The sequence below is a fragment of the Micrococcus sp. KBS0714 genome (assembly GCF_002008305.4).
In the GTDB taxonomy this organism is placed as follows: Bacteria; Actinomycetota; Actinomycetes; order Actinomycetales; family Micrococcaceae; genus Micrococcus; species Micrococcus luteus.
This window is the reverse complement of the sequence record NZ_CP042169.1, coordinates 1,350,897-1,371,742: the sequence shown is the minus strand read 5'-3', so window position 1 is coordinate 1,371,742 and position 20,846 is coordinate 1,350,897. Positions and strand designations below refer to the sequence as shown.

Here is a 20,846-nt window from a genome sequence, read left to right as displayed (position 1 = left end):
TGCAACGCGCCCGGAACCGGTCCGCGTCAGCGGATCACTGACGACGGGTCGGATTCACCTCGTACACGGTGGTCGAGCCGGAGACCTCGTTGGCGACGATCAGCAGGGCGGTGCCGGAGGGGGACTCGTCGGCCGGCACGAAGGTCAGGCCCTCGGCGCCCATGTCACCCAGGCCGGCCGTGGCGTCGTCGCCCGCGGCATCCCAGTCACGGTCGTTGACGTAGTCCACGTAGGTGGCGTTCCGCGGGTCGGTGATGTCGAAGACCACCACGCCGCCGATGCGCTCGAGGCCCACGAACGCGTAGGTGCGGCCCTGGATCGTGCCCACCACCACGGACTCGGGCTCGGGGCCCTTGTCATCCGAACGGGAGTCCCCGGACGGGGTCTCGTCGTTGTTCGCGTTGAACGCGTGCTCCGGCAGCTCGCCGGCGGCCACGAGCCGGGCGATCTGCTCCTCGATCATGCCGGCGGAGTCGAACAGGCGGGTGCCGTCCGCGGTGTAGATGGAGAAGGACCGGCCGCCCAGTGTGGTCAGGGAGGAGTGGCACTCGCGCTCAGAGTCGTAGCCGAGGTCGGTGAGCACCTTCAGGCGGCCCAGGGCATCCTTCTTCTGCAGGGCCTTGGCCCCCGGGAACTCGGCGGCGCACAGGTCCAGGTCGCTGACGCGCTCGGAGTCGTTGAAGTCGCCCCACTCCCGCCCGTCACCCTCGTTGGCGGTGACGACCAGGTTCTGACCGCGCCAGCGGTACGTGTCGATGCCGTCGGGCATGGGCAGGCCGTCGACCGGCCAGTGGCCCAGCTCGATGCCGCCGTCCTTGTCCGAGGCGTCCAGCACGCCCTCGGTGGACCAATCGGTGGGCGTCAGCGCCCAGAGGTCCTCCAGCGTGGCGGACTTCAGGTCCACGACGGCGACGGCGTTGGCCTCCTGCACGGACACGTAGGCGGTGCGTCCGGTCGGGTCGACGGTGACGTACTCCGGCTCGAGGTTGCGAGCCACCCGACCGGCGGGCTCGTGACCGGCGGGCACCGCCATATCGGGGCCGGAGACGCGCACGCCGGCGGGCAGGGCGGTGCCGGCGTCGTAGGCGCGGAAGTCCACGGTGCGCACCGCGTCCTGGGTCAGGCGGGAGAACTGCCGGGCGTTCTTCGGTACGGAGACCACGGAGATCGTGCCCTCCGGGTCGACGGAGAAGTCGTCGGCCGGTTCGCCCTCGTTGGCGACCACCACGTACGCCCCGTTCGGGGAGAAGGCCAGCGAGTCCGGCAGGGCACCCACCCGCACGCCGCCGAGGTAGCGCAGGGTGGTGGTGTCGAAGAACACGACCCAGCCGTGGTCGGTCTTCTCGGCGGCCTCCACGGCGACGGCCATCACGCCGCCGGAGACGGCCACGGAGTTCACCGTGGCGCCCTTGTCCGTGACGGAGCCGTCCGCGGTGCGCAGGCCCTCGGCGGAGAGGGTCCGCTCGGCCACGGGGGCGGCGTCGGCGCCCAGGCGCATGACGTCGACGGCGCCGCGCTGCGCGTTCACCACGAACAGGCGGCCGGAGACCGCGTCGAAGGCCGGGATCTCGGCGGCGGACTCGCCGAACACGCCGGTCTCGTGGGTGCCGGCGCGGGTGAGCTCGATGCTCTTGCCGGACGGGTTGGCGGCGATGGCGGCGCGCTGGGCCGTGGCCGAGTGCGGGGCGGGCGCGCTGAGGGAGGCCGGGGCGAGGAAGGCCGTGGACAGGGCCGCGGCGGTGACGGCCGTGGCGAGGCGTGCGAGGCGAGGCATGGATGCTCCAGTCAGGGCAGGGAGGCGGAGGACGGGGTCACCCCATCGCACGGATGTGAACGGACCGTGACGTCCCGGCCAGCGCGCGGTGTCCCGCGGATGTCGACGTCCCCGGACGCCCCGCGTGCTGTCCGCCGAGGTCGGTCCCCGGCCGGCAGCCCCGCGAGCACCCGCACCGTCGTGAGGTTCCGGGCCGTGCCGCGCACCCCGAGCGCCCGGTCGAGGCGGGCCGGGGTGAGCGGGGAGTCGGCGACCCCCGTGGCGCAGCGCGTCCACAGCAGCCGTCCCTCCAGGGCCGTGCGATCCGGCCCCGCGGGTCGGCCGTCCCCGTGGTCGAGCGCGGCCAGGGCGGCGGCCGACTCGGGTGCGGGGTCGTCCTCGAGCACGGTGAGCTGGGTGCGTTTCGGCTCGCCGCCGGCCCAGGGGAGCGCGTCGTGCAGCTCCAGAGCGCGCCGGAGCGTGCCCACGTCCACGAGGACCACGGGGACGTCGAGGCCGCCCTCCTCACGCGCCCGCCGCGCGAACCCCTGCCGCACGCCCTCGGCGGCCGCGTCGGAGGACGCCCGGAACAGGACGTTGCCGCTGGCCAGGTGGGTGGTGACCGCCTCCCCGCCGGCGGCCTGGGCCCAGCGGATCAGCGTGTCCTTGCCGACACGGTTGCTCCGGCCCACGTTGATCCCGCGCAGCAGCAGGACGTGGGTGTGGTCGGCGCGCGGGGCGGCGGGGCTCATGCGGCCATGATGCCACCCACGCGCCCGCGGGCCGAGGACTACCCTGGACCCGATGGACGACCTCTTCAGCGCCGCGCACACCGGGGCCGACGACGACGGCCCGGCCGGCACCGTGGCCGCCCCGCACCCCGGCGCGCCGCTGGCCGTGCGCATGCGCCCGCGCACGCTGGACGACGTGCTGGGCCAGCGCCACCTCATGCGGCCGGGCTCCCCGCTGCGCAAGCTCGCCGAGCCCGATCCGGACTCCGCCGCGGGACCGAGCTCGGTCATCCTGTACGGGCCGCCGGGCATCGGGAAGACGACGCTGGCCCACGTGATCGCCCGCGCCCCCGGGCGCACGTTCACGGAGCTGTCCGCCATCACGGCCGGCGTGAAGGACGTGCGGCAGGTGATGGAGCAGGCCCAGCGCGAACGCGACCTCTACGGCCGCACGACCGTCCTGTTCCTCGATGAGATCCACCGCTTCTCCAAGGCGCAGCAGGACGCGCTGCTGCCGGGCGTCGAGAACCGCTGGGTCGTGCTCGTGGCGGCGACCACGGAGAACCCGTCCTTCTCGGTGATCGCACCCCTGCTCTCCCGGTCGCTGCTGCTCACGCTGCGTCCGCTCACGGACGACGACATCGTCGGGCTCCTGGACCGTGCCGTGACCCAGGAGCGCGGGCTCAACGGGGCCGTGGTGCTCGAGGACGACGCGCGGGACTACCTGGTGCGGATGGCCGGCGGCGACGCGCGGCGGGCGCTCACGGTGCTGGAGGCCGCGGCCGGCGTCGCCCTGGACAAGGCGCGGGAGGCCGGCCGGGCGGGGGAGGGCGCCGTCGCGGTCACGGAGGAGGATGCCGCGCAGGCGATGGACCACCACGTCCAGCGCTACGACAAGGACGGCGACCAGCACTACGACGTGATCAGCGCCTTCATCAAGTCCATCCGCGGATCGGACGTGGACGCGTCGATGCACTACCTCGCCCGGATGCTGGAGGCGGGGGAGGACCCCCGGTTCATCGCCCGGCGGCTGATCATCTCCGCGTCCGAGGACGTGGGCATGGCCGACCCGACCGCGCTGCAGACCGCCGTGGCCACCGCCCAGGCCGTGCAGCTGATCGGCATGCCGGAGGGACGCATCATCCTGGCGCAGGCCGTGACGCATCTGGCCACCGCGCCGAAGTCCAATGCGAGCTACACCGCCGTGAACGAGGCGATCGCGGACGTGCGGGCCGGCCACACGGGCGCGGTGCCCGCGCACCTGCGGGACGCGCACTACCCCGGTGCGGCGGCCCTCGGCCACGGCCAGGGCTACGTCTACAGCCACGACGAGCCGCACGCCGTCGCCCGTCAGCAGTACGCGCCGGACCCCCTGGTCGGGAGGGACTATTACCGGCCCAAGCCCATCGGACACGAGAAGCGGCTCACCGAGCAGGTGGCCGCGCTGCGCCGGATCATCCGCGGCGACTGAGCGCGCGCCGGGCCCGGGGGCGGACGCCTCGGGCGGCCGCGCGGAATAAAGACGCCCGGATCACCGGTTGTCCAGGGATGAGCGGGGCGGTCGACGTCGGCCCGCCGACTCCTCGCCCGCTCGCGCCCCCATGCACCACCGACGCACAGAAGGAACAGAAGGAGCCGCCCCCATGACCCAGTCCACTCCGCAGCAGTCCACCCCGCAGCACACCGCCGCGCAGCAGCCGGCCCCGTACGGCCGCCCCGGCGCCGGCGGCCCCGCCCTCCCGCAGGCCGACTACCGCATCCTGCGCTCCGTCCCGGCCTACGCCGAGGCCCAGGCCCTCGTGGACCAGCTCTCCGACGCCGGGTTCCCCGTGGAGCGCGTGCGCATCGTGGGCACCGGGCTGCGCTCCGTGGAGCAGGTCCTGGGCCGGATGACCACCGGCAAGGCCGCCGTCCGCGGCGGGCTGCAGGGCCTGTGGTTCGGCCTCCTGCTCGGCCTGCTCTTCTCGATCTTCGCCCCCGGCTTCGGGTTCCTCTGGATCCTGCTGATCTCCCTGGGCCTGGGCGCCCTGTGGGGGGCGGTCTTCGGGGCGATCGGCCACGCGGCCACCGGCGGCAGGCGCGACTTCACGTCCCTGCAGACCATGGAGGCCGAGTCGTACGACGTGCTGGTCGAGGCCTCCCACCTGGACCAGGCCGGTCAGCTCCTCGGCGCGGACCCCGGCACCGCGGCCACGCCGCGCGCCTGAGCCCCGGCCCGCCCCGTCGTCGTCGCTCTGGTAAGGTGGACCGGTCTGGCAGGCGCTGCGCCCCGGACGCATCCCCCTCGCTCGGATCCCCGCGGACGCCCGCGTGCCCGGGCGAGGGACGCGCAGCGCATCAGTGGATGACGGGCGGCGGCACGCCCCTCAGCTCTCCTCAGGATCGCGGGGAGGCCAGGTTCGAGGCCCCTTGACCCGTGCGCCCCGGCGCCCGGACGAGACCTCGAGACAAACCCGAACCGTGCCGCACGTCAAGGAAAGGCAGGTCCACCATGAGTGGCAACCTTCGCACCCGCCGCACCGTGCGGCACTCCCGCGCCCTGGGCATCGCGCTGACTCCCAAGGCCGAGAAGTACATGGAGCGTCGTCCGTACGGCCCCGGCCAGCACGGCCGTGCCCGCCGCAAGCAGGACTCGGACTACGCGGTGCGCCTCAAGGAGAAGCAGCGTCTGCGCGCCCAGTACAACATCCGCGAGGCCCAGATGCGCCGCTACTTCGAGGAGGCCAAGCGCACCGCCGGCCTGACCGGTGAGAACCTGGTCGAGCTCCTCGAGCAGCGCCTCGACGCCCTCGTGCTGCGTGCCGGCTTCGCCCGCACCATCCAGCAGGCCCGTCAGCTCGTCGTGCACCGCCACATCATGGTGGACGGCAAGCGCGTGGACGTCCCCTCGTTCCGCGTGAAGGAGGGCCAGATGATCCACGTGCACGAGCGCTCGGAGAAGATGGTCCCCTTCCAGCTGGCCGCCGCCGGCGCCCACCAGCAGGTCCTGCCCGCCACCCCGGGCTACCTGACCGTGGAGATCGACAAGCTGCGCGCCACCCTCACCCGTCGCCCGAAGCGCTCCGAGGTCCCCGTGACCTGCGAGGAGCAGCTCGTGGTCGAGTACTACGCGCGCTGATCCGCCGCGGCCGGGTCCGTCCCGGACGACGGCGCCCCGCGCGTCCCGCAGGCCCGGTCACCTCTCGGAGGTGACCGGGCCTGCGGCGTCCCCCGGGCCCGCCGCCGGGGATCGGCGCCGCGCCCGGTAAGGTGGGGCCGGAATCCCTGCCGTCCGAAGGAGGCCCCCGCCATGCTCCGCTCGCTGCTGCTCGTCGGCGCCGGCGCCGCATCCGGCTGGTTCGCACACCGCGCCCTCGGCGACCGTGCCCACCCGGCCACCGACGCGACCGACGCGCCGACGTCTGACCCTGGCTCCGCGGGGGGGCGCGCGGGGTTCTCCGCCCGCCTGGACCCGGAGCGTCTGGCCCGCCAGGCCGGTGAGGCCGCCGCCGACGCCGCGGCGGCCGCCCTGCAGGACGGTGCCCGGCGCCTGGCCGAGCGCGTCCGCGCCGAGGCCCCCTGGGCCGCGCCCTACCTGCCCCACACGGGGCCGATCATCTCCGGGGAGACCGTGGAGCCGCCGTCGCACGGCGCCGCCCGCCCCCAGACCACCACCACGCAGAAGGACACCCCCGCATGAAGTCCCAGGAGATCGCCCGCCGCTGGACCGCCTTCTTCGAGTCCAGGGGGCACCGCGTGGTGCCGTCGGCGTCGCTCGTCTCGCCGGATCCGTCGCTGCTGTTCACGGTGGCCGGCATGGTCCCGTTCATCCCGTACTTCCTGGGGGAGCAGACCCCGCCGAGCCCGCGCGTCGTCTCGGTGCAGAAGTGCATCCGCACCGCGGACATCGAGGAGGTCGGCAAGACCGTCCGCCACGGCACCTTCTTCCAGATGTGCGGCAACTTCTCCTTCGGCGACTACTTCAAGGAGACGGCCATCCCGATGGCCTGGGAGCTGCTGACGTCCTCGGTCGAGGACGGCGGCTTCGGCCTGGACCCCGAGCGCCTCTGGGTCACCGTGTACCGCGAGGACGACGAGGCCGAGCGCATCTGGCGCGAGGACGTGGGCGTCCGTCCAGAGCGCATCCAGCGCATGGGCAAGGAGGACAACTACTGGCACACCGGCCAGCCCGGCCCGGGCGGCCCCTGCTCGGAGATCTTCTACGACCGCGGCCCCGCGTACGGCGTCGACGGCGGCCCGGCCGCGGACGACACCCGCTACATCGAGATCTGGAACCTCGTGTTCATGCAGTACCGCCTCTCCGCGGTGCGCTCGAAGGACGACTTCGACGTCGCCGGCGAGCTCGAGCACAAGAACATCGACACCGGTCTCGGCCTCGAGCGGCTCGCCATGATCCTCCAGGGTGTGGAGAACATGTACGAGACGGACCAGGTCCGCCCCGTGCTCGACCGCGCCGCGCAGCTGGCCGGTCGCTCCTACACCTCCACCGAGGACCCGGCCGACCCGCACTACGACGACGACGTCCGCCTGCGCATGGTGGCCGACCACGTGCGCTCGGCCCTGATGCTGATCAGCGACGGCGTGCGTCCCGGCAACGAGGGCCGCGGCTACGTGCTGCGCCGCCTCATCCGCCGCGTCGTCCGCGCCCTGCGCCTGATGGGCGTCACCGAGCCCGTGTTCCCCGAGCTGCTGCCGGTCTCCCGGGACGCGATGAAGGGCACCTACCCGGTCGTCGCGGACGAGTTCGAGCGCATCGCCCGGATCGCCTACGCCGAGGAGAAGGCGTTCCTGCGGACCATCGCCGCGGGCACGGCCCGCCTCGACGCCGCGGTGGGCCAGGCCCGCTCGGCGGGCGGCGGCATCGCCGGCCCGGACGCGTTCGAGCTGCACGACACCTACGGCTTCCCGATCGAGCTGACGCTGGAGATCGCGGAGGAGGCCGGCGTCGCCGTGGACGAGGCCGGGTTCCGCGCCCTCATGGCCGAGCAGCGCGACCGCGCCCGCGCGGACGCCAAGGCCAAGAAGTCCGGCCACACGGACACGGCCGTGTACCAGCGCCTGCGCGCCGAAGGCCAGACCCACTTCACCGGCTACACCGAGCACACCACCGAGTCGGTGGTGCGCGGCCTGCTGCAGAACGGCGAGGAGGTCCCGTCCGCGGGCGCCGGCACGGAGCTCGAGCTCGTCCTAGACGCCACGCCGTTCTACGCGGAGTCCGGCGGCCAGGCCGCGGACACCGGCCTGATCACCGGCGACGGCTTCCGCCTCGAGGTGCTCGACGTGCAGGCCCCCGTGAAGGGGCTGTCCGTGCACAGGGTCAAGGTCCTCGACGGCGAGGTCGCCGCCGGCGCGCAGGCCCTCGGCGCGATCGACCTGCAGCGCCGCCTTGACGGCGAGAAGGCCCACTCCGGCACCCACCTGGTGCACGCCGCGCTGCACCAGATCCTCGGCCCCGAGGCCACCCAGTCCGGCTCCTTCAACAAGGAGGGCTACCTGCGCTTCGACTTCCGCTGGGCCGAGTCGCTCTCGGCCGGGGCCCGCTCCGAGGTCGAGGACGTGGTGAACATCGCCATCCGCGACGACCACACCGTGCTCACCCAGGAGATGAGCCTCGAGGAGGCGCGCGCACTCGGCGCGATGAGCCTGTTCGGCGAGAAGTACGGCGACCGGGTGCGCGTCGTGGAGATCGACGGCGCCTGGTCCCGCGAGCTGTGCGGCGGCACCCACGTGGGCCGCACCGCGCAGATCGGCTCGCTGACCCTGCTCGGCGAGCAGTCCGTGGGCTCGGGCAACCGCCGCGTCGAGGCCCTCGTCGGCCTGGACTCGTTCCGCCACCTCGCCGCGGAGCGCACCCTCGTCTCCGAGCTCTCGGAGATGTTCAAGGCCCCGGCCGAGGAGCTCAAGGACCGCATCGGCGCCACCCTGGACCGGCTCAAGGCGGCCGAGAAGCAGGTCGCGGAGCTGCGGGCCCAGGCGCTGCAGGCCCAGGCCGGACAGCTCGCCGCGCAGGCCCGGGACGTCACGACGTCCGGTGGGACGTCGGTGCGGGTGCTGGCCCACCACGCCGGCGACGTGGCCGGGGACCAGCTGCGTTCCCTCGCGCTGGACCTGCGCGCCCGGATCGAGTCGGCCGGCGGCAACGCGGCGGGCACGCCCGTGTTCGTGGCCCTCACGGCCGAGGCCAAGGGCCGGCCCCTCGTGGTCGTGGCGACCAACGAGGCCGCCCGCGCGGCCGGCCTCAAGGCGGGCGCCATGGTCAAGACCGCCACCGGCGTGCTCGGCGGCGGGGGCGGAGGCAAGGACGACGTCGCCCAGGGCGGCGGCCAGGACGTCACGCGCGTCGGGGATGCGCTCGACGCCGTCGTCGCCGCGGTGCGCGCGGCCTGAGGCGGACGTGAGCGCAGGTCAGGACGGGGCCAACGCGGCAACCGACGCCGTGCGCCGGGGGCGCACCCTCGGCGTCGACGTCGGCCGTGCCCGCGTGGGCGTCGCGTCGGCCGACCCCGACGGCCTGATCGCCACCCCCGTGGCCACCCTGCGGCGGGATGCGCGTCGACGTCGTGACGTGGACGAGCTCGTCGCCCACGCACGCGAGCTCGACGTCGTCGCCGTGTACGTCGGCCTGCCGGTGAATCTACGGGGCGAGCACACGCCGTCCACGCAGGACGCCCTCGACTACGCGGACGCCGTCGCCGCCGCCCTGGCCGAGGCGGGCCACCCTGTGCCGGTCCGGCTCGTCGACGAGCGGCTCAGCACGGTCTCCGCGCAGGCCGGACTGCGGGCCGCGGGCCGGTCCGTCAAGGACAGCCGCGGCGTGATCGACCAGGCGGCCGCCGTCGCGATCCTGCAGGCCGCCGTGGACGAGCAGCGCCGCACCGGGCGCTGGGCCGGCCAGGACCGGGAGCCGATCCGGTGACCGGCGACCACCAGCACGCTCGGCGTGAGGACCACTGGGACGATCTGCTCGACGACGAGGCCGACGTCCACGACGACCTCGACGTGTTCGGCTTCGCCCACGAGGAGGCGGACGAGGCCGACGTCGGCGCCCCGTCCCAGCCGGTCGGCGCGGCCGGCCCACGCCGGCCCCGCACGTTCCTGCGCCGCCGGGGCACCGGGTCCCACCCGGCCTCGCGGGTCGACCGCGGCGCCGGCCGGCGGCGGACCGCGCTGGTGCTGGGCACGGTGCTGGTGGCGTTCGCCGTCGTGGTCGGGCTGATCGTGCGCGGCTTCCTGAGCGGCCCCGACCACACGGCCGTCGAGGGCGACGAGGTGACGTTCTCGGTGGAGCCGGGCGAGGACCTGGGCTCCGTGGCGGCCCGCCTGGACCGGGCCGGCATCGTGGGCTCAGCCCGTGCTTTCGAGCGCGCCGCCAGGGACACGGGCAGCGGTCTCGTCCGTTCGGGGGACTTCGTGCTGCGCGAGCGGATGCCCGCGGCCGAGGCCCTCGCGGTGCTCCAGGGTGCCACGGACGGGGCCGTGCACTACGTGCTCGTGGAGCGCGGGCGGCGACTCACCGAGGTGCTGGACGCCGTCGCCGAGGCCACGGGGCTGCCCCGCGAGGAGCTCGAGGCCGCCGCCCAGGACCCGACCCGCTACGGCGTCCCCGGGGAGGCGGGCACGCTCGAGGGCTGGCTCGACGCCGGGGAGTACCGCCTCCCCGTCGACGCCACCGCCGGGCAGGTGCTCGACGCCCTGGTCCGGCCCACCCTCGCCGAGCTCGAGGCCCTCGACGTCCGCGACCCGGCCGAGCAGCAGCGCGTGCTCACGATCGCCTCCATCCTCGAGGCGGAGGCCCTGCCCCAGGACTACCAGCAGGTCGCCGGCGCCATCGAGAACCGCCTCGCCCCGGACAACACCGAGACGCACGGGCTCCTGCAGATCGACGCCACCGTCACGTACGGCCTCGGAGTGCGCAGCCTCAGCTTCACCTCGGGCCAGCGGCAGGACGCCTCGAACCCCTACAACACGTACGTGCACCCGGGCCTGCCGCCGGGTCCGATCGGCATGCCCTCCGACGCGGCCGTCGAGGCCGCCCTCGACCCGGCCGAGACGGACGCCTACTACTGGGTGACCACGGACATCGGCACCGGCCACACCGAGTTCTCCCGCACCTATGAGGAGCACCAGCAGCACGTGCGCACCCTGCAGCGCTACTGCGCGTCCAATCCGGGGGTGTGCTGATGCGCCCCGTGCTGCGCGCGGCGGTCCTGGGCCGGCCGATCGCCCACTCGCTCTCCCCGGTGCTGCACGCGGCCGCCTACCGGGTCCTCGGCCTCGACGTCGACTACGGCCGCCGTGACCTGGGCGAGGACGAGGTGCTGGCCTTCGCGGCCGAGCACCTCGGCGCCCCGGGCGCGGCCGACGGCGGCGCGGCCGCGGCCCGCGGGCAGGACTGGCTCGGCTGCTCCGTCACCATGCCGCTGAAGCGGGCGGTCGTCGCCGCCGCCGGGCACGTCAGCGACCGCGTCCGGCTCCTGGGCACCGCGAACACCCTCGTGCGCGACCATCCCGCCGCCCCCGGGGTCGTCCACGCCGAGAACACGGACGTGGACGGCATCCTCGGCGCCCTCGCCGCGGCCGGCCTCGACCGTGCCGCCCGGGGCGGGACCGTCGGCGTCCTCGGGAACGGGGGGACCGCGACGGCGGCCGTCCTCGCCGCCGCCACGCTCGGCGCGAACGCGGTGCTCTTCGGCGTCCGCGACGCCGCCCGCGCCGCCGAGGTGACGGCCCTGGCCGACGCGCTGGGGCTGCGCTGGGCGACCCTGACCCAGGCGGATCTGCTCCGGCGGGCGCCGGGGCTGCGTGCCGTCGTCGCCACCCTGCCGCCGCGCGCCGCGGACGCCCTGGCCGCGCACGTGCCGGCCGACGCCGCCCTGCCGCCCCTGCTGGACGCGGCCTACGACCCGTGGCCCTCCGTGCTGGCGGCCGCCTGGTCCCGGGAGGGCGGTCCGGTGGCGTCCGGGCTGTCCATGCTGCTGCACCAGGGCGTCGAGCAGGTGCGGCTGTTCACGGCCCGGCCCCGCGCCGCGGCCGGGATGCCCGAGCCGGACTGGGCGGCGGTGACGCGCGCCGCGGCGGACGCCCTGGGGCCGGCCGCCGGCTGAGCGCCGGACGCCGCATCCGGCGCGTCCCGTCCGGTCACACGCGGCGGCGCGGTGCCCCGTGCGTGAGAGACTGCACGCCATGGTGCGCTGGTTGACAGCGGGGGAGTCTCACGGCCCCGCGCTCACAGGAATCGTTGAGGGACTGCCGGCCGGGATCCCGGTCACGACGCAGGACGTGCAGGACGCGCTCGCGCGCCGCCGCCTGGGGTACGGGCGCGGCGCGCGCATGAAGTTCGAGCAGGACGCGGTGACGATCCTCGGCGGCGTCCGCCACGGCCGCACCCTCGGCTCGCCCGTGGCGATCCAGGTGGGCAACACGGAATGGCCCAAGTGGGAGAAGGTGATGGCCGCCGATCCCGTCCCCGCGGAGGAGCTCGACGGTCTGGCCCGCAACGCGGCGCTCACCCGCCCGCGGCCCGGCCACGCCGACCTGACCGGCATGCAGAAGTACGGCTTCGACGAGGCCCGTCCCCTCCTCGAGCGCGCCTCCGCCCGTGAGACCGCCGCCCGTGTGGCCCTGGGCACCGTCGCCCGCGCCTTCCTCGGCGAGCTCGGCGTGCGGATCGTCTCCCACACCGTGGCCTTCGGGGAGGCCGCCCTGCCGGAGGGCCACCCGTTCCCCGTCCCCGAGGACGAGGCCCGCCTCGACGCCGACCCGGTCCGCTGCCTCGACCCGCAGACCTCGGCGGCGATGGTCGCCGAGGTCGACGACGCCCACCGCGCCGGGGAGACCCTCGGCGGCGTCGTGGAGGTGCTGGCGTACGGCGTGCCGATCGGCCTGGGCTCCCACGTGCACTGGGACCGCCGCCTCGACGCGCGGCTGGCCGGGGCGCTCATGGGCATCCAGGCGATCAAGGGCGTGCAGGTCGGCGACGGGTTGGCCACGGCCGCCCGACGCGGCTCCGCCGCCCACGACGGGATCGCCCGCGGCGCGGACGGCCGCCCCCGGCGCACGAGCGACCGGGCCGGCGGCATCGAGGCCGGCATGTCGACGGGCGAGCTGCTGCGCGTGAGCGCCGCGATGAAGCCGATCGCCACGGTGCCGCGCGCGCTGCCCACGGTCGACGTCGCCACGGGCGCGGAGACCACGGCCCACCATCAGCGCTCCGACGTGGCGGCCGTGCCCGCCGCGGGCATCGTCGCCGAGGCCATGGTCGCCCTCGTCCTGGCCGACGCGATGCTCGAGAAGTTCGGCGGCGACTCCGTGGCCGAGACGCGCCGCAACCTCGAGGCGTTCCAGGCCGCGGTCCCCGCCCTGCCGGAGCCGGCCGCCGACGTCGTGGCGGACGGCCCGATGGGCGACCCCCTGCCGTGACCGACACCCCCGGGACCGCGCCGGCCCCGGGACCGGACCCGAGCACGCGTCCCGTCCCCGGCCCCGTCACCGTGTGCCCGTGGGAGGGCATGACCGGTGCCCTCGAGGCGCGCCTGACGGCCGCGGCCACGGTGGCCGCCGCGGCCGACGAGGACCCGGCCGCGCGCCCGGCCCGCCGGGTCGTCCTCGTCGGCCCGATGGGGGCCGGGAAGACGACGGTCGGCCGGGCCCTGGCCGCCGTGACCGGGCTGCCCTTCGTGGACTCCGACGAGCTGTTCACCCAGGTCCACGGCCCGATCCCGGAGTTCTTCGCCGAGCACGGCGAGGCCGCGTTCCGGGCGGAGGAGGCGCGCGTCATCGGCCATGTGCTCGGCCGACCCACCCCGTGCGTCCTCTCGTGCGGCGGCGGCGCCGTCCTGCATCCGGGCACCCGCCGCGCGCTGGCCGGGCCGGACTCCGACGTCGTCTACCTCGCGGTCGGAGAGGAGGAGGCGCTGCGCCGCGTGGGCGGCGGCGCGGGCCGCCCCGTCCTGGCCGGCGACCCCGCCGGGACCTGGCGGCGCATCCTCGCCGAACGCGAGGGGCTGTACCGCGAGGTCGCCGACCTCGTGCTCGACACCACAGGCCTGACGGCCGCCGAAGCGGCCTGGCGTATCGTGGGGGACGCCCACCGCCCCCGAAGGAGTGAGTCACACCCATGACCGACCGTGAGCCGGACATCACCGAGCAGGAGACACCGGGGGCGGCGCCCGCGGCCGCTCCGGCCGCACCCGAGGACGTGACGGTCATCCCCGTGGCCGGCGGCCACGAGGCGGCCGTGCACGGCGGCTACGACGTGGTGGTGGGCCGGGGCCTGCTCGCGCGCCTGCCGGACCTGCTCGGCCCGACCGTCCGACGCGTGCTGGTCATCCATCCGCGCGCCCTCCGGGCCACCGGCGACGTCGTCAAGAACGACCTCGAGGCCGTGGGCCTGACCGCACTGACCGCCGAGATCCCGGACGCCGAGGAGGGCAAGCACCTGCAGGTGGCCGGGTTCTGCTGGCAGGTGCTCGGCCAGAACGACTTCACCCGGTCGGACGCGATCGTCTCCGTGGGCGGCGGCGCCGTGTCCGACCTGGCCGGCTTCGTGGCGGCCACGTGGCTGCGCGGCATCCGCGTCGTGCACATGCCCACCACCCTGCTGGGCATGGTGGACGCGGCGGTGGGCGGCAAGACCGGCATCAACACCGCCGAGGGCAAGAACCTGGTGGGGGCGTTCCACAATCCGGCCGGCGTGCTGGCCGACCTGGACACGCTGCTCACCCTGCCGGCCAACGAGCTGATCTCCGGCCTGGCCGAGGTCGTGAAGTGCGGCTTCATCGCCGACCCCGCGATCCTCGACCTCATCGAGGAGGACCCGGCCCAGGCCCAGAACCCGCACTCCCCGCGGCTGCGCGAGCTGATCGAGCGCTCGATCCGGGTCAAGGCGGACGTCGTCTCCCGCGACCCCCGCGAGTCGGGCGCCCGCGAGGCACTGAACTACGGCCACACGATGGGGCACGCGATCGAGCTCGCCGAGCGCTACCAGTGGCGCCACGGCGCCGCGGTGTCCGTGGGCCTGGTCTTCGCGGCCGAGCTGGCCCGATCCCTCGGCCGGCTCGACGACGCCACCGCGGACCGGCACTGGTCGGTGCTGACAGCCCTGGGCCTGCCCGTCTCCTACCGCGGGGACCGGTGGCAGACCCTGCTCGAGGGCATCCGCCGGGACAAGAAGAACCGCGGCGACCAGCTGCGCTTCGTCCTGCTGGACGGGCTCGCGCAGCCCACCACCGTGGACATCCCGGACGCGTCCCTGCTCTTCGCGGCGTACCAGGAGATCGCAGAGTGAGCCGCCGCTGACCCCGGCCCCGCGCGGGGCCTCCCGTAGACTGGCCCGCGCACATCCAAGACCCCACCCACTGCAGGCGGACCCGTGACGGTCCGCGAGACCGATCGGGAGCACACACACGTGGCAACGAGCAACGACATCAAGAACGGCGCCGTCCTGAAGCTGGAGGGCCAGCTCTGGAACGTCACCGAGTTCCAGCACGTCAAGCCGGGCAAGGGCGGCGCGTTCGTCCGCACCAAGATGAAGAACATCACCACGGGCAAGGTCGTGGACAAGACCTTCAACGCCGGCGCCAAGGTCGAGTTCGCCACCGTGGACCGCTCCGACTACCAGTACCTCTACCAGGACGGCGCGGACTACGTGTTCATGGACGTCAAGGACTACGACCAGATCACCGTGCCCGGGGCCGTGGTCGGCGACGCCGCGAAGTACATGCTCGAGAACACCCAGGTCGTCATCGCCCTGCACGAGGGCACGCCGCTGTACCTCGAGATGCCGGCGTCCGTGGTCCTGGAGATCACCTACACCGAGCCGGGCCTGCAGGGGGACCGCTCGTCCGCCGGCACCAAGCCCGCCACCGTGGAGACCGGCGCCGAGATCCAGGTGCCGCTCTTCGTCGAGCAGGGCACCCGCGTCAAGGTCGACACCCGCACCGGCGACTACCTCGGCCGCGTCAATGACTGAGCGGGCCTCCGCCGGCTCCGCTGCCAAGCGGGGGACCACGGCGCGCAGCCGCTCCCGGCAGCGTGCGGTGGAGATCCTGTTCGAGGCCGAGCAGCGGGGCTCCAGCGCGCTGGAGGGCATCCGCACCCGCCGCGAGAGCACCGATCTGCAGGTGAACGCCTACACCCAGCGGCTCGTGGAAGGCGTCATCGCGGACCAGGAGCGGCTCGACGAGGCCCTGAGCTCCTACTCCCGCGGCTGGTCCCTGGACCGCATGCCCGCCGTCGACCGGGCGATCCTGCGCGTGGGGGCCTGGGAGCTGCTGTTCCAGGACGACGTGCCGGACGCCGTCGCCATCTCCGAGGCCGTCGCCCTGGCCGCCCAGCTGTCCACGGACGACTCGCCCGAGTTCGTCAACGGTCTGCTCGGCCGCCTGCAGCAGGTCAAGCCGACGCTGCTCGCCTGAGCCGCCGAGAGCTCCGTCACGAGGCCCGTCCCGCACCGCGTCATCCGCGCCGTGGGGCGGGCCTCGCTGGTAGAGTCGGCGACGTCCCGCGCGGGGGCCCACCGGTGCCCCGGGACGAACCACGCATCCTTTAAGAGCCGTCCTGTGAGGCGGGGAAGGAGGCGCCGGCATGGGAACTGACCCCGCCGCACCTCGTGCTGCCCGGACCGTGCTGTCCACGTCCGAGATCGACCGGGCGCTGACCCGGATCGCCCACGAGATCCTCGAGTCCAACAAGGGCGCCGAGGGTCTCGTCCTGATGGGGATCCCGCGCCGCGGGGCCCCCCTGGCCCGGCGGCTCGGCGCCCTGCTGGCCCGCATCGAGCCGGCCTTCGACCCCACCGCCGCCGTCGGTGAGGTGGACGTGACGCTCTACCGGGACGACCTCCGCCGCGGCACGGCCCGCACCCCGATGCCCACCCGCCTGCCCGAGGTCCCCCTCGACGGCGCCGTCGTCGTGCTCGTGGACGACGTCCTCTTCTCCGGCCGCACCGTCCGGGCCGCCCTCGACGCGATCGCCGACCTGGGCCGCCCCGCCGCCGTGCGCCTGGCCGTCCTCGTGGACCGCGGGCACCGCGAGCTGCCCGTCCGGGCCGACTTCGTGGGCAAGAACCTGCCGACCTCCACCGCCGAGCGCGTCCAGGTCCGGCTCATGGAGGTCGACGGCCCCGAGGGCACCGGCGAGGTCACTGAGGACGCCGTGAGCATCGTCGACCGTGTCGCGACCCGGGAGGGTTGAGCCGTGCGCCACCTGCTGTCCACCGCCGACCTCTCCCGCGCCGACGCCCTCGCCGTCCTCGACACCGCCGAGGAGATGGCCGCCGTCAACCAGCGCGAGGTCAAGAAGCTGCCCGCCCTGCGCGGCCGCACCGTGGTGAACCTCTTCCTCGAGGACTCCACCCGCACCCGCATCTCCTTCGAGGCCGCCGCCAAGCGGCTCTCCGCGGACGTGATCAACTTCTCCGCGAAGGGGTCGTCCGTCTCCAAGGGGGAGTCGCTCAAGGACACCGTCCAGACGCTCGAGGCCATCGGCGCGGACGCCATCGTGATGCGCCACTGGTCCTCGGGCGCGGCCCGCCAGCTGGCCGACTCCGGCTGGGTGCGCTCCGCCGTCGTGAACGCCGGCGACGGCACCCACGAGCACCCCACCCAGGCCCTCCTGGACGCCTTCACCCTGCGCCGGCGCCTCGCCGCGGCGACGGGAGAGGACCTGGTCGGCCGGGACCTGACCGGCATGCGCGTGGTGATCGTGGGGGACATCCTGCACTCGCGCGTGGCCCGGTCCAACGTGTGGCTGCTCAGCACGCTGGGCGCACAGGTCACCCTGGCCGCCCCGCCCACCCTGCTGCCCGTGGGCGTGGCCGCGTGGCCGTGCCAGGTCACCTACTCGCTGGACGAGGCCCTCGACGCCGGCCCCGACGCCGTCATGATGCTCCGCGTCCAGGCCGAGCGAATGGGCGGCGCCTTCTTCCCGTCCGCAGGGGAGTACACCCGGACCTGGGGGCTGACCGATGACCGCTTCGCCCGCCTCACCGCCGGCCGGGGCGCCCTGCTCGACGAGCCCGTGGTCATGCACCCCGGCCCGATGAACCGCGGCCTGGAGATCAGCCCGGCGGCGGCGGACTCGCCCCGCAACACCGCCCTCGAGCAGGTCGCCAACGGCGTGTCCGTCCGCATGGCGGTCCTGCACCTCGTCCTCAACCACGACCAGGAGGTCCGCCCGTGAGCGCCCCCAGCCCCGCCCCCCTGCTGCTGCGCAGCGCGCGCCTGACCACGGGCGAGACCGCCGACGTGCTCGTCGCCGAGGGCCGGATCGCCGCCCTCGGCCCGGACGCCGCGACCCACGCCGCCGGCCTCGACCCGGCCCCCGAGGAGGTCGACTGCGCCGGCCTGGTGCTGCTGCCCGGGCTCGTCGACCTGCACACCCATCTGCGCCAGCCCGGCAAGGAGGACGCGGAGACGGTCGAGACCGGCACCCGCGCCGCCGCGATGGGCGGCTTCACCTCGGTCCACGCGATGGCCAACTCGACGCCGACGGCCGACACCGCCGGCGTGGTGGAGCAGGTGTGGCGGCTGGGCCGGGACGCGGGCTGGTGCGATGTGCACCCCGTGGGCGCGGTGACCGTGGGCCTGGCCGGCGAGGCCCTGGCCGACCTCGGCGCGATGGCCGACTCGCAGGCCCGCGTGCGGATGTTCTCCGACGACGGCATGTGCGTCCACGACGCCGTGCTGATGCGCCGTGCGCTCGAGTACGTGAAGTCCTTCGGCGGCTTCGTGGCCCAGCACGCGCAGGAGCCGAACCTCACCGCCGGCGCCCAGATGAACGAGTCCGAGCTCTCCGGCGTCCTCGGCCTGGCCGGCTGGCCCGCCGTGGCGGAGGAGGCCATCATCGCCCGTGACGTGCTGCTGGCCCAGCACGTGGACTCCCGCCTGCACGTGTGCCACGTCTCCACGGCCGGCTCCGTCGAGCTGATCCGCTGGGCCAAGGCCCAGGGCGTGGCCGTGACCGCCGAGGTCACCCCGCACCACCTGCTGCTCACCGAGGAGCTCGTCCGCTCCTACGACCCCGTGTTCAAGGTCAACCCGCCGCTGCGCCGCGAGTCCGACGTGATGGCCCTGCGCGCCGGGCTGGCCGACGGCACCATCGACACCGTGGGCACCGACCACGCCCCACACACCGCCGAGACCAAGCAGTGCGAGTGGACGGTCGCGGCGATGGGCATGACGGGCCTCGAGACCGCCCTGTCCGTGGTGCAGCAGGCGATGGTGGACACCGGCCTGATGGACTGGGCCGGCGTCGCCCGCGTGATGTCCACGGCGCCGGCCCGGATCGCCGGCCTGACCGACCAGGGCCAGGCCGACGAGCGCGGCGTCCCGCGCGTCGGCGCCGTGGCCAACCTCGTGCTCGTGGACCCGCAGGCCCGCCGCACCGTGGACCCCGAGCAGCACCTGACCAAGTCCCGCAACAGCCCGTACCGGGGCATGGAGCTGCCGGGCGCGGTACGCCACACGGTCTACCGCGGCGCCCGCGTCGTCGCCGACGGCGCCCCCGCCCGGCCGTACCGCCACCCGGCCCTGACGGAGACGGGGGAGCGCGCGTGAGCATCACCTCCCTGGCCGCCGCCCTGGCGGCCCGTCCCGTCCCGCCGCGGACCCCGACGAAGGACTACGCGGACGTGTGGCTGCCGGTGACCCTGGGCACCCTGGCCGTCGTCCTCGTGCTGCTCGGCCTGCTGGCCCTCGGGTGGCGGGCCCGCCGCCGGGCGCAGGCCGGGATCCCGGCCCCGGCCCCCGTGCCGACGGCCCTCTACGACGCCGAGCCGACGCTGTCCGCGGAGGGCATGCACGTGGGCACGGTGCGCGGCGAGGACCGACTGGACCGCGTGGCGGTGCACGGCCTGGGCCTGCGCTCGCGCGCCGTCCTCGAGGTCCACGACGCCGGCACCCACCGCGGCCTGCTCGTGCTCCGCCCCGGGGCCGCCAACCTGTTCATCCCCGCGGACGACCTCGTCGAGGCCGGCCTGTCCGGCGGGATCGCCGGCAAGTTCGTCGAGCCGGGCGGGCTCGTCGCCTGGGGCTGGCGCCTCGGCGACGTCGAACTCACCTCCGCCTTCCGCCCCGACCGCCCCGAGGACCGCGACCGGCTCCTCGCCGCCCTGCAGACCATCATCGACCCCGCCCCGGCCGACCCGGCCGGCCGCGCAGGAGAAGGAGACCCCCGATGAGCACCCCCACCGACGACCTGGCCCTGCTCGTCCTCGAGGACGGCACCGTCCACCGCGGCCGGGCCTACGGCGCCCGCGGCCGCACCCTAGGCGAGGCCGTGTTCACCACGGGCATGACCGGCTACCAGGAGACCCTCACCGACCCGTCCTACGCGGGGCAGATCATCGTGCAGACCTCCCCGCACATCGGCAACACCGGGGTCAACGACGCCGACCGCGAGTCGCGGGCGATCTTCGCCGCCGGCTACGTGGTCCGCGACGCGGCCCGGCGTCCGTCCAACTGGCGCGCCGAGCGCACCCTCGACGAGGAGCTCGAGGCGTTCGGCGTCGTCGGGATCCGCGAGGTCGACACCCGGGCCATCACCCGCCGCCTGCGCACCGAGGGCTCGATGCGCGCCGGCGTGTTCTCCGGCGAGCACGCCGCCCGCCCGGAGGCCGAGCTGCTGGCGGAGGTGCGCGCCCAGCCGTCGATGGCCGGCGCCCGCCTCGCGGAGTCCGTCACCACGGAGCAGCCGTACGTCATCGAGCCGGCCGAGCACGGCTGGGAGGGCGAGCCGATCGCCGAGATCGCCGCCCTCGACCTCGGCATCAAGGCCGCCACGCCGCGGCACCTGGCCTCCCGCGGCATCCGCGTGCACGTGCTGCCCGCGGCCACGGACCTGGCCGGCATCCGCGCCGTGGACCCGGACGGCGTCTTCCTGTCCAACGGCCCCGGCGACCCGGCCACGGCAGACGCCCAGGTGGAGCTGCTGCGCGAGGTCCTCGACGCCGGCCTGCCGTTCTTCGGCATCTGCTTCGGCAACCAGATCTTCGGCCGCGCGCTCGGCTTCGACACCTACAAGCTGAAGTTCGGCCACCGCGGCCCGAACCAGCCGGTGCTGGACAAGGCCACGGGCCGCGTGGCCATCACCTCCCAGAACCACGGCTTCGCCGTGGCCGCCCCCCTCGGCGAGCCGATCGAGGCGCCGGAGTCGCGCTTCGGCCGCGTCGAGGTCTCCCACTGGTCCCTGAACGACCAGGTCGTCGAGGGCCTGCGCCTGCTCGACCGGCCCGCCTTCTCCGTGCAGTTCCACCCGGAGTCCGCGGCCGGCCCCAACGACACCCTCGACCTGTTCGACCGCTTCGTGCAGCTGCTCACCGAGCACCGCGCCGCCACCACCCCCGCCACCGAAGGAGCCTGATC

20 protein-coding genes are annotated in these 20,846 nt (G+C 74.7%); 18 read left to right on the top strand and 2 right to left on the bottom strand.

What is annotated here, in order from left to right:
- Window positions 1-34: 34 nt before the first annotated feature.
- Together B1A86_RS06295 and B1A86_RS06290 are read right to left on the bottom strand one after the other, a co-directional pair.
- A complete protein-coding gene (locus B1A86_RS06295) occupies window positions 35-1,774 on the bottom strand; it encodes a choice-of-anchor I family protein (RefSeq protein WP_063188934.1) in 1,740 nt (579 codons plus the stop codon).
- An 11-nt stretch (window positions 1,775-1,785) separates the two neighbouring features.
- Complete coding sequence (locus B1A86_RS06290) at window positions 1,786-2,505, bottom strand: DUF1697 domain-containing protein (protein WP_246836809.1); 720 nt, start codon at window positions 2,503-2,505, stop codon at window positions 1,786-1,788.
- Between the two features lie 52 nt (window positions 2,506-2,557).
- Here B1A86_RS06290 and B1A86_RS06285 point away from each other — a divergent pair, with 52 nt between their 5' ends.
- The 18 genes from B1A86_RS06285 to carA all read left to right on the top strand — a co-directional run bounded on the left by B1A86_RS06285 (window position 2,558) and on the right by carA (window position 20,844).
- A complete protein-coding gene (locus B1A86_RS06285) occupies window positions 2,558-3,955 on the top strand; it encodes a replication-associated recombination protein A (protein ID WP_078025477.1) in 1,398 nt (465 codons plus the stop codon).
- A 172-nt stretch (window positions 3,956-4,127) separates the two neighbouring features.
- Entirely contained in the window at window positions 4,128-4,691 is a 564-nt protein-coding gene (locus B1A86_RS06280) for a general stress protein (RefSeq protein WP_020621560.1), read from the top strand.
- Window positions 4,692-4,975: 284 nt separating this feature from the next.
- Window positions 4,976-5,602, top strand: coding sequence for a 30S ribosomal protein S4 (rpsD, locus tag B1A86_RS06275; RefSeq protein ID WP_036313685.1), 627 nt, complete (start codon window positions 4,976-4,978; stop codon window positions 5,600-5,602).
- A gap of 171 nt (window positions 5,603-5,773) precedes the next feature.
- Window positions 5,774-6,163, top strand: coding sequence for a hypothetical protein (locus B1A86_RS06270; RefSeq protein WP_020621562.1), 390 nt, complete (start codon window positions 5,774-5,776; stop codon window positions 6,161-6,163).
- A complete protein-coding gene (gene alaS, locus B1A86_RS06265) occupies window positions 6,160-8,871 on the top strand; it encodes an alanine--tRNA ligase (protein WP_063188936.1) in 2,712 nt (903 codons plus the stop codon). Before B1A86_RS06270 ends, alaS begins: the two co-directional genes overlap by 4 nt.
- Window positions 8,831-9,400, top strand: coding sequence for a Holliday junction resolvase RuvX (gene ruvX, locus B1A86_RS06260; protein WP_041103686.1), 570 nt, complete (start codon window positions 8,831-8,833; stop codon window positions 9,398-9,400). Before alaS ends, ruvX begins: the two co-directional genes overlap by 41 nt.
- Entirely contained in the window at window positions 9,397-10,665 is a 1,269-nt protein-coding gene (gene mltG / locus B1A86_RS06255) for an endolytic transglycosylase MltG (RefSeq protein WP_063188937.1), read from the top strand. The genes ruvX and mltG overlap by 4 nt, the downstream gene beginning before the upstream one ends.
- A complete protein-coding gene (locus B1A86_RS06250) occupies window positions 10,665-11,588 on the top strand; it encodes a shikimate dehydrogenase (protein WP_063188948.1) in 924 nt (307 codons plus the stop codon). The genes mltG and B1A86_RS06250 overlap by 1 nt, the downstream gene beginning before the upstream one ends.
- Before the next feature lie 79 nt (window positions 11,589-11,667).
- Window positions 11,668-12,903, top strand: a complete 1,236-nt coding sequence (gene aroC, locus B1A86_RS06245) for a chorismate synthase (RefSeq protein ID WP_078025476.1) — start codon at window positions 11,668-11,670, stop codon at window positions 12,901-12,903.
- Window positions 12,900-13,604 (top strand): shikimate kinase, encoded by a 705-nt coding sequence (locus tag B1A86_RS06240; protein ID WP_052520057.1) that lies wholly within the window; start codon window positions 12,900-12,902, stop codon window positions 13,602-13,604. Before aroC ends, B1A86_RS06240 begins: the two co-directional genes overlap by 4 nt.
- Entirely contained in the window at window positions 13,601-14,770 is a 1,170-nt protein-coding gene (gene aroB / locus B1A86_RS06235) for a 3-dehydroquinate synthase (RefSeq protein WP_041103694.1), read from the top strand. Before B1A86_RS06240 ends, aroB begins: the two co-directional genes overlap by 4 nt.
- 120 nt (window positions 14,771-14,890) lie before the next feature.
- Window positions 14,891-15,454: an elongation factor P gene (gene efp, locus B1A86_RS06230; RefSeq protein ID WP_002857030.1), complete on the top strand. Its 564-nt coding sequence runs from the start codon at window positions 14,891-14,893 to the stop codon at window positions 15,452-15,454.
- Window positions 15,447-15,899, top strand: a complete 453-nt coding sequence (nusB, locus tag B1A86_RS06225; protein ID WP_044659811.1) for a transcription antitermination factor NusB — start codon at window positions 15,447-15,449, stop codon at window positions 15,897-15,899. Before efp ends, nusB begins: the two co-directional genes overlap by 8 nt.
- 169 nt (window positions 15,900-16,068) lie before the next feature.
- The gene (gene pyrR, locus B1A86_RS06220; protein ID WP_036313707.1) at window positions 16,069-16,677 is read left to right on the top strand and encodes a bifunctional pyr operon transcriptional regulator/uracil phosphoribosyltransferase PyrR; all 609 of its coding nucleotides are present in this window, start codon (window positions 16,069-16,071) and stop codon (window positions 16,675-16,677) included.
- Between the two features lie 3 nt (window positions 16,678-16,680).
- The gene (locus B1A86_RS06215; RefSeq protein ID WP_036313715.1) at window positions 16,681-17,664 is read left to right on the top strand and encodes an aspartate carbamoyltransferase catalytic subunit; all 984 of its coding nucleotides are present in this window, start codon (window positions 16,681-16,683) and stop codon (window positions 17,662-17,664) included.
- A complete protein-coding gene (locus B1A86_RS06210; RefSeq protein ID WP_036313718.1) occupies window positions 17,661-19,040 on the top strand; it encodes a dihydroorotase in 1,380 nt (459 codons plus the stop codon). The genes B1A86_RS06215 and B1A86_RS06210 overlap by 4 nt, the downstream gene beginning before the upstream one ends.
- The gene (locus B1A86_RS06205; RefSeq protein ID WP_012750893.1) at window positions 19,037-19,663 is read left to right on the top strand and encodes a hypothetical protein; all 627 of its coding nucleotides are present in this window, start codon (window positions 19,037-19,039) and stop codon (window positions 19,661-19,663) included. Before B1A86_RS06210 ends, B1A86_RS06205 begins: the two co-directional genes overlap by 4 nt.
- Window positions 19,660-20,844, top strand: coding sequence for a glutamine-hydrolyzing carbamoyl-phosphate synthase small subunit (gene carA / locus B1A86_RS06200; RefSeq protein ID WP_036336598.1), 1,185 nt, complete (start codon window positions 19,660-19,662; stop codon window positions 20,842-20,844). Before B1A86_RS06205 ends, carA begins: the two co-directional genes overlap by 4 nt.
- Window positions 20,845-20,846 lie beyond the last annotated feature (2 nt).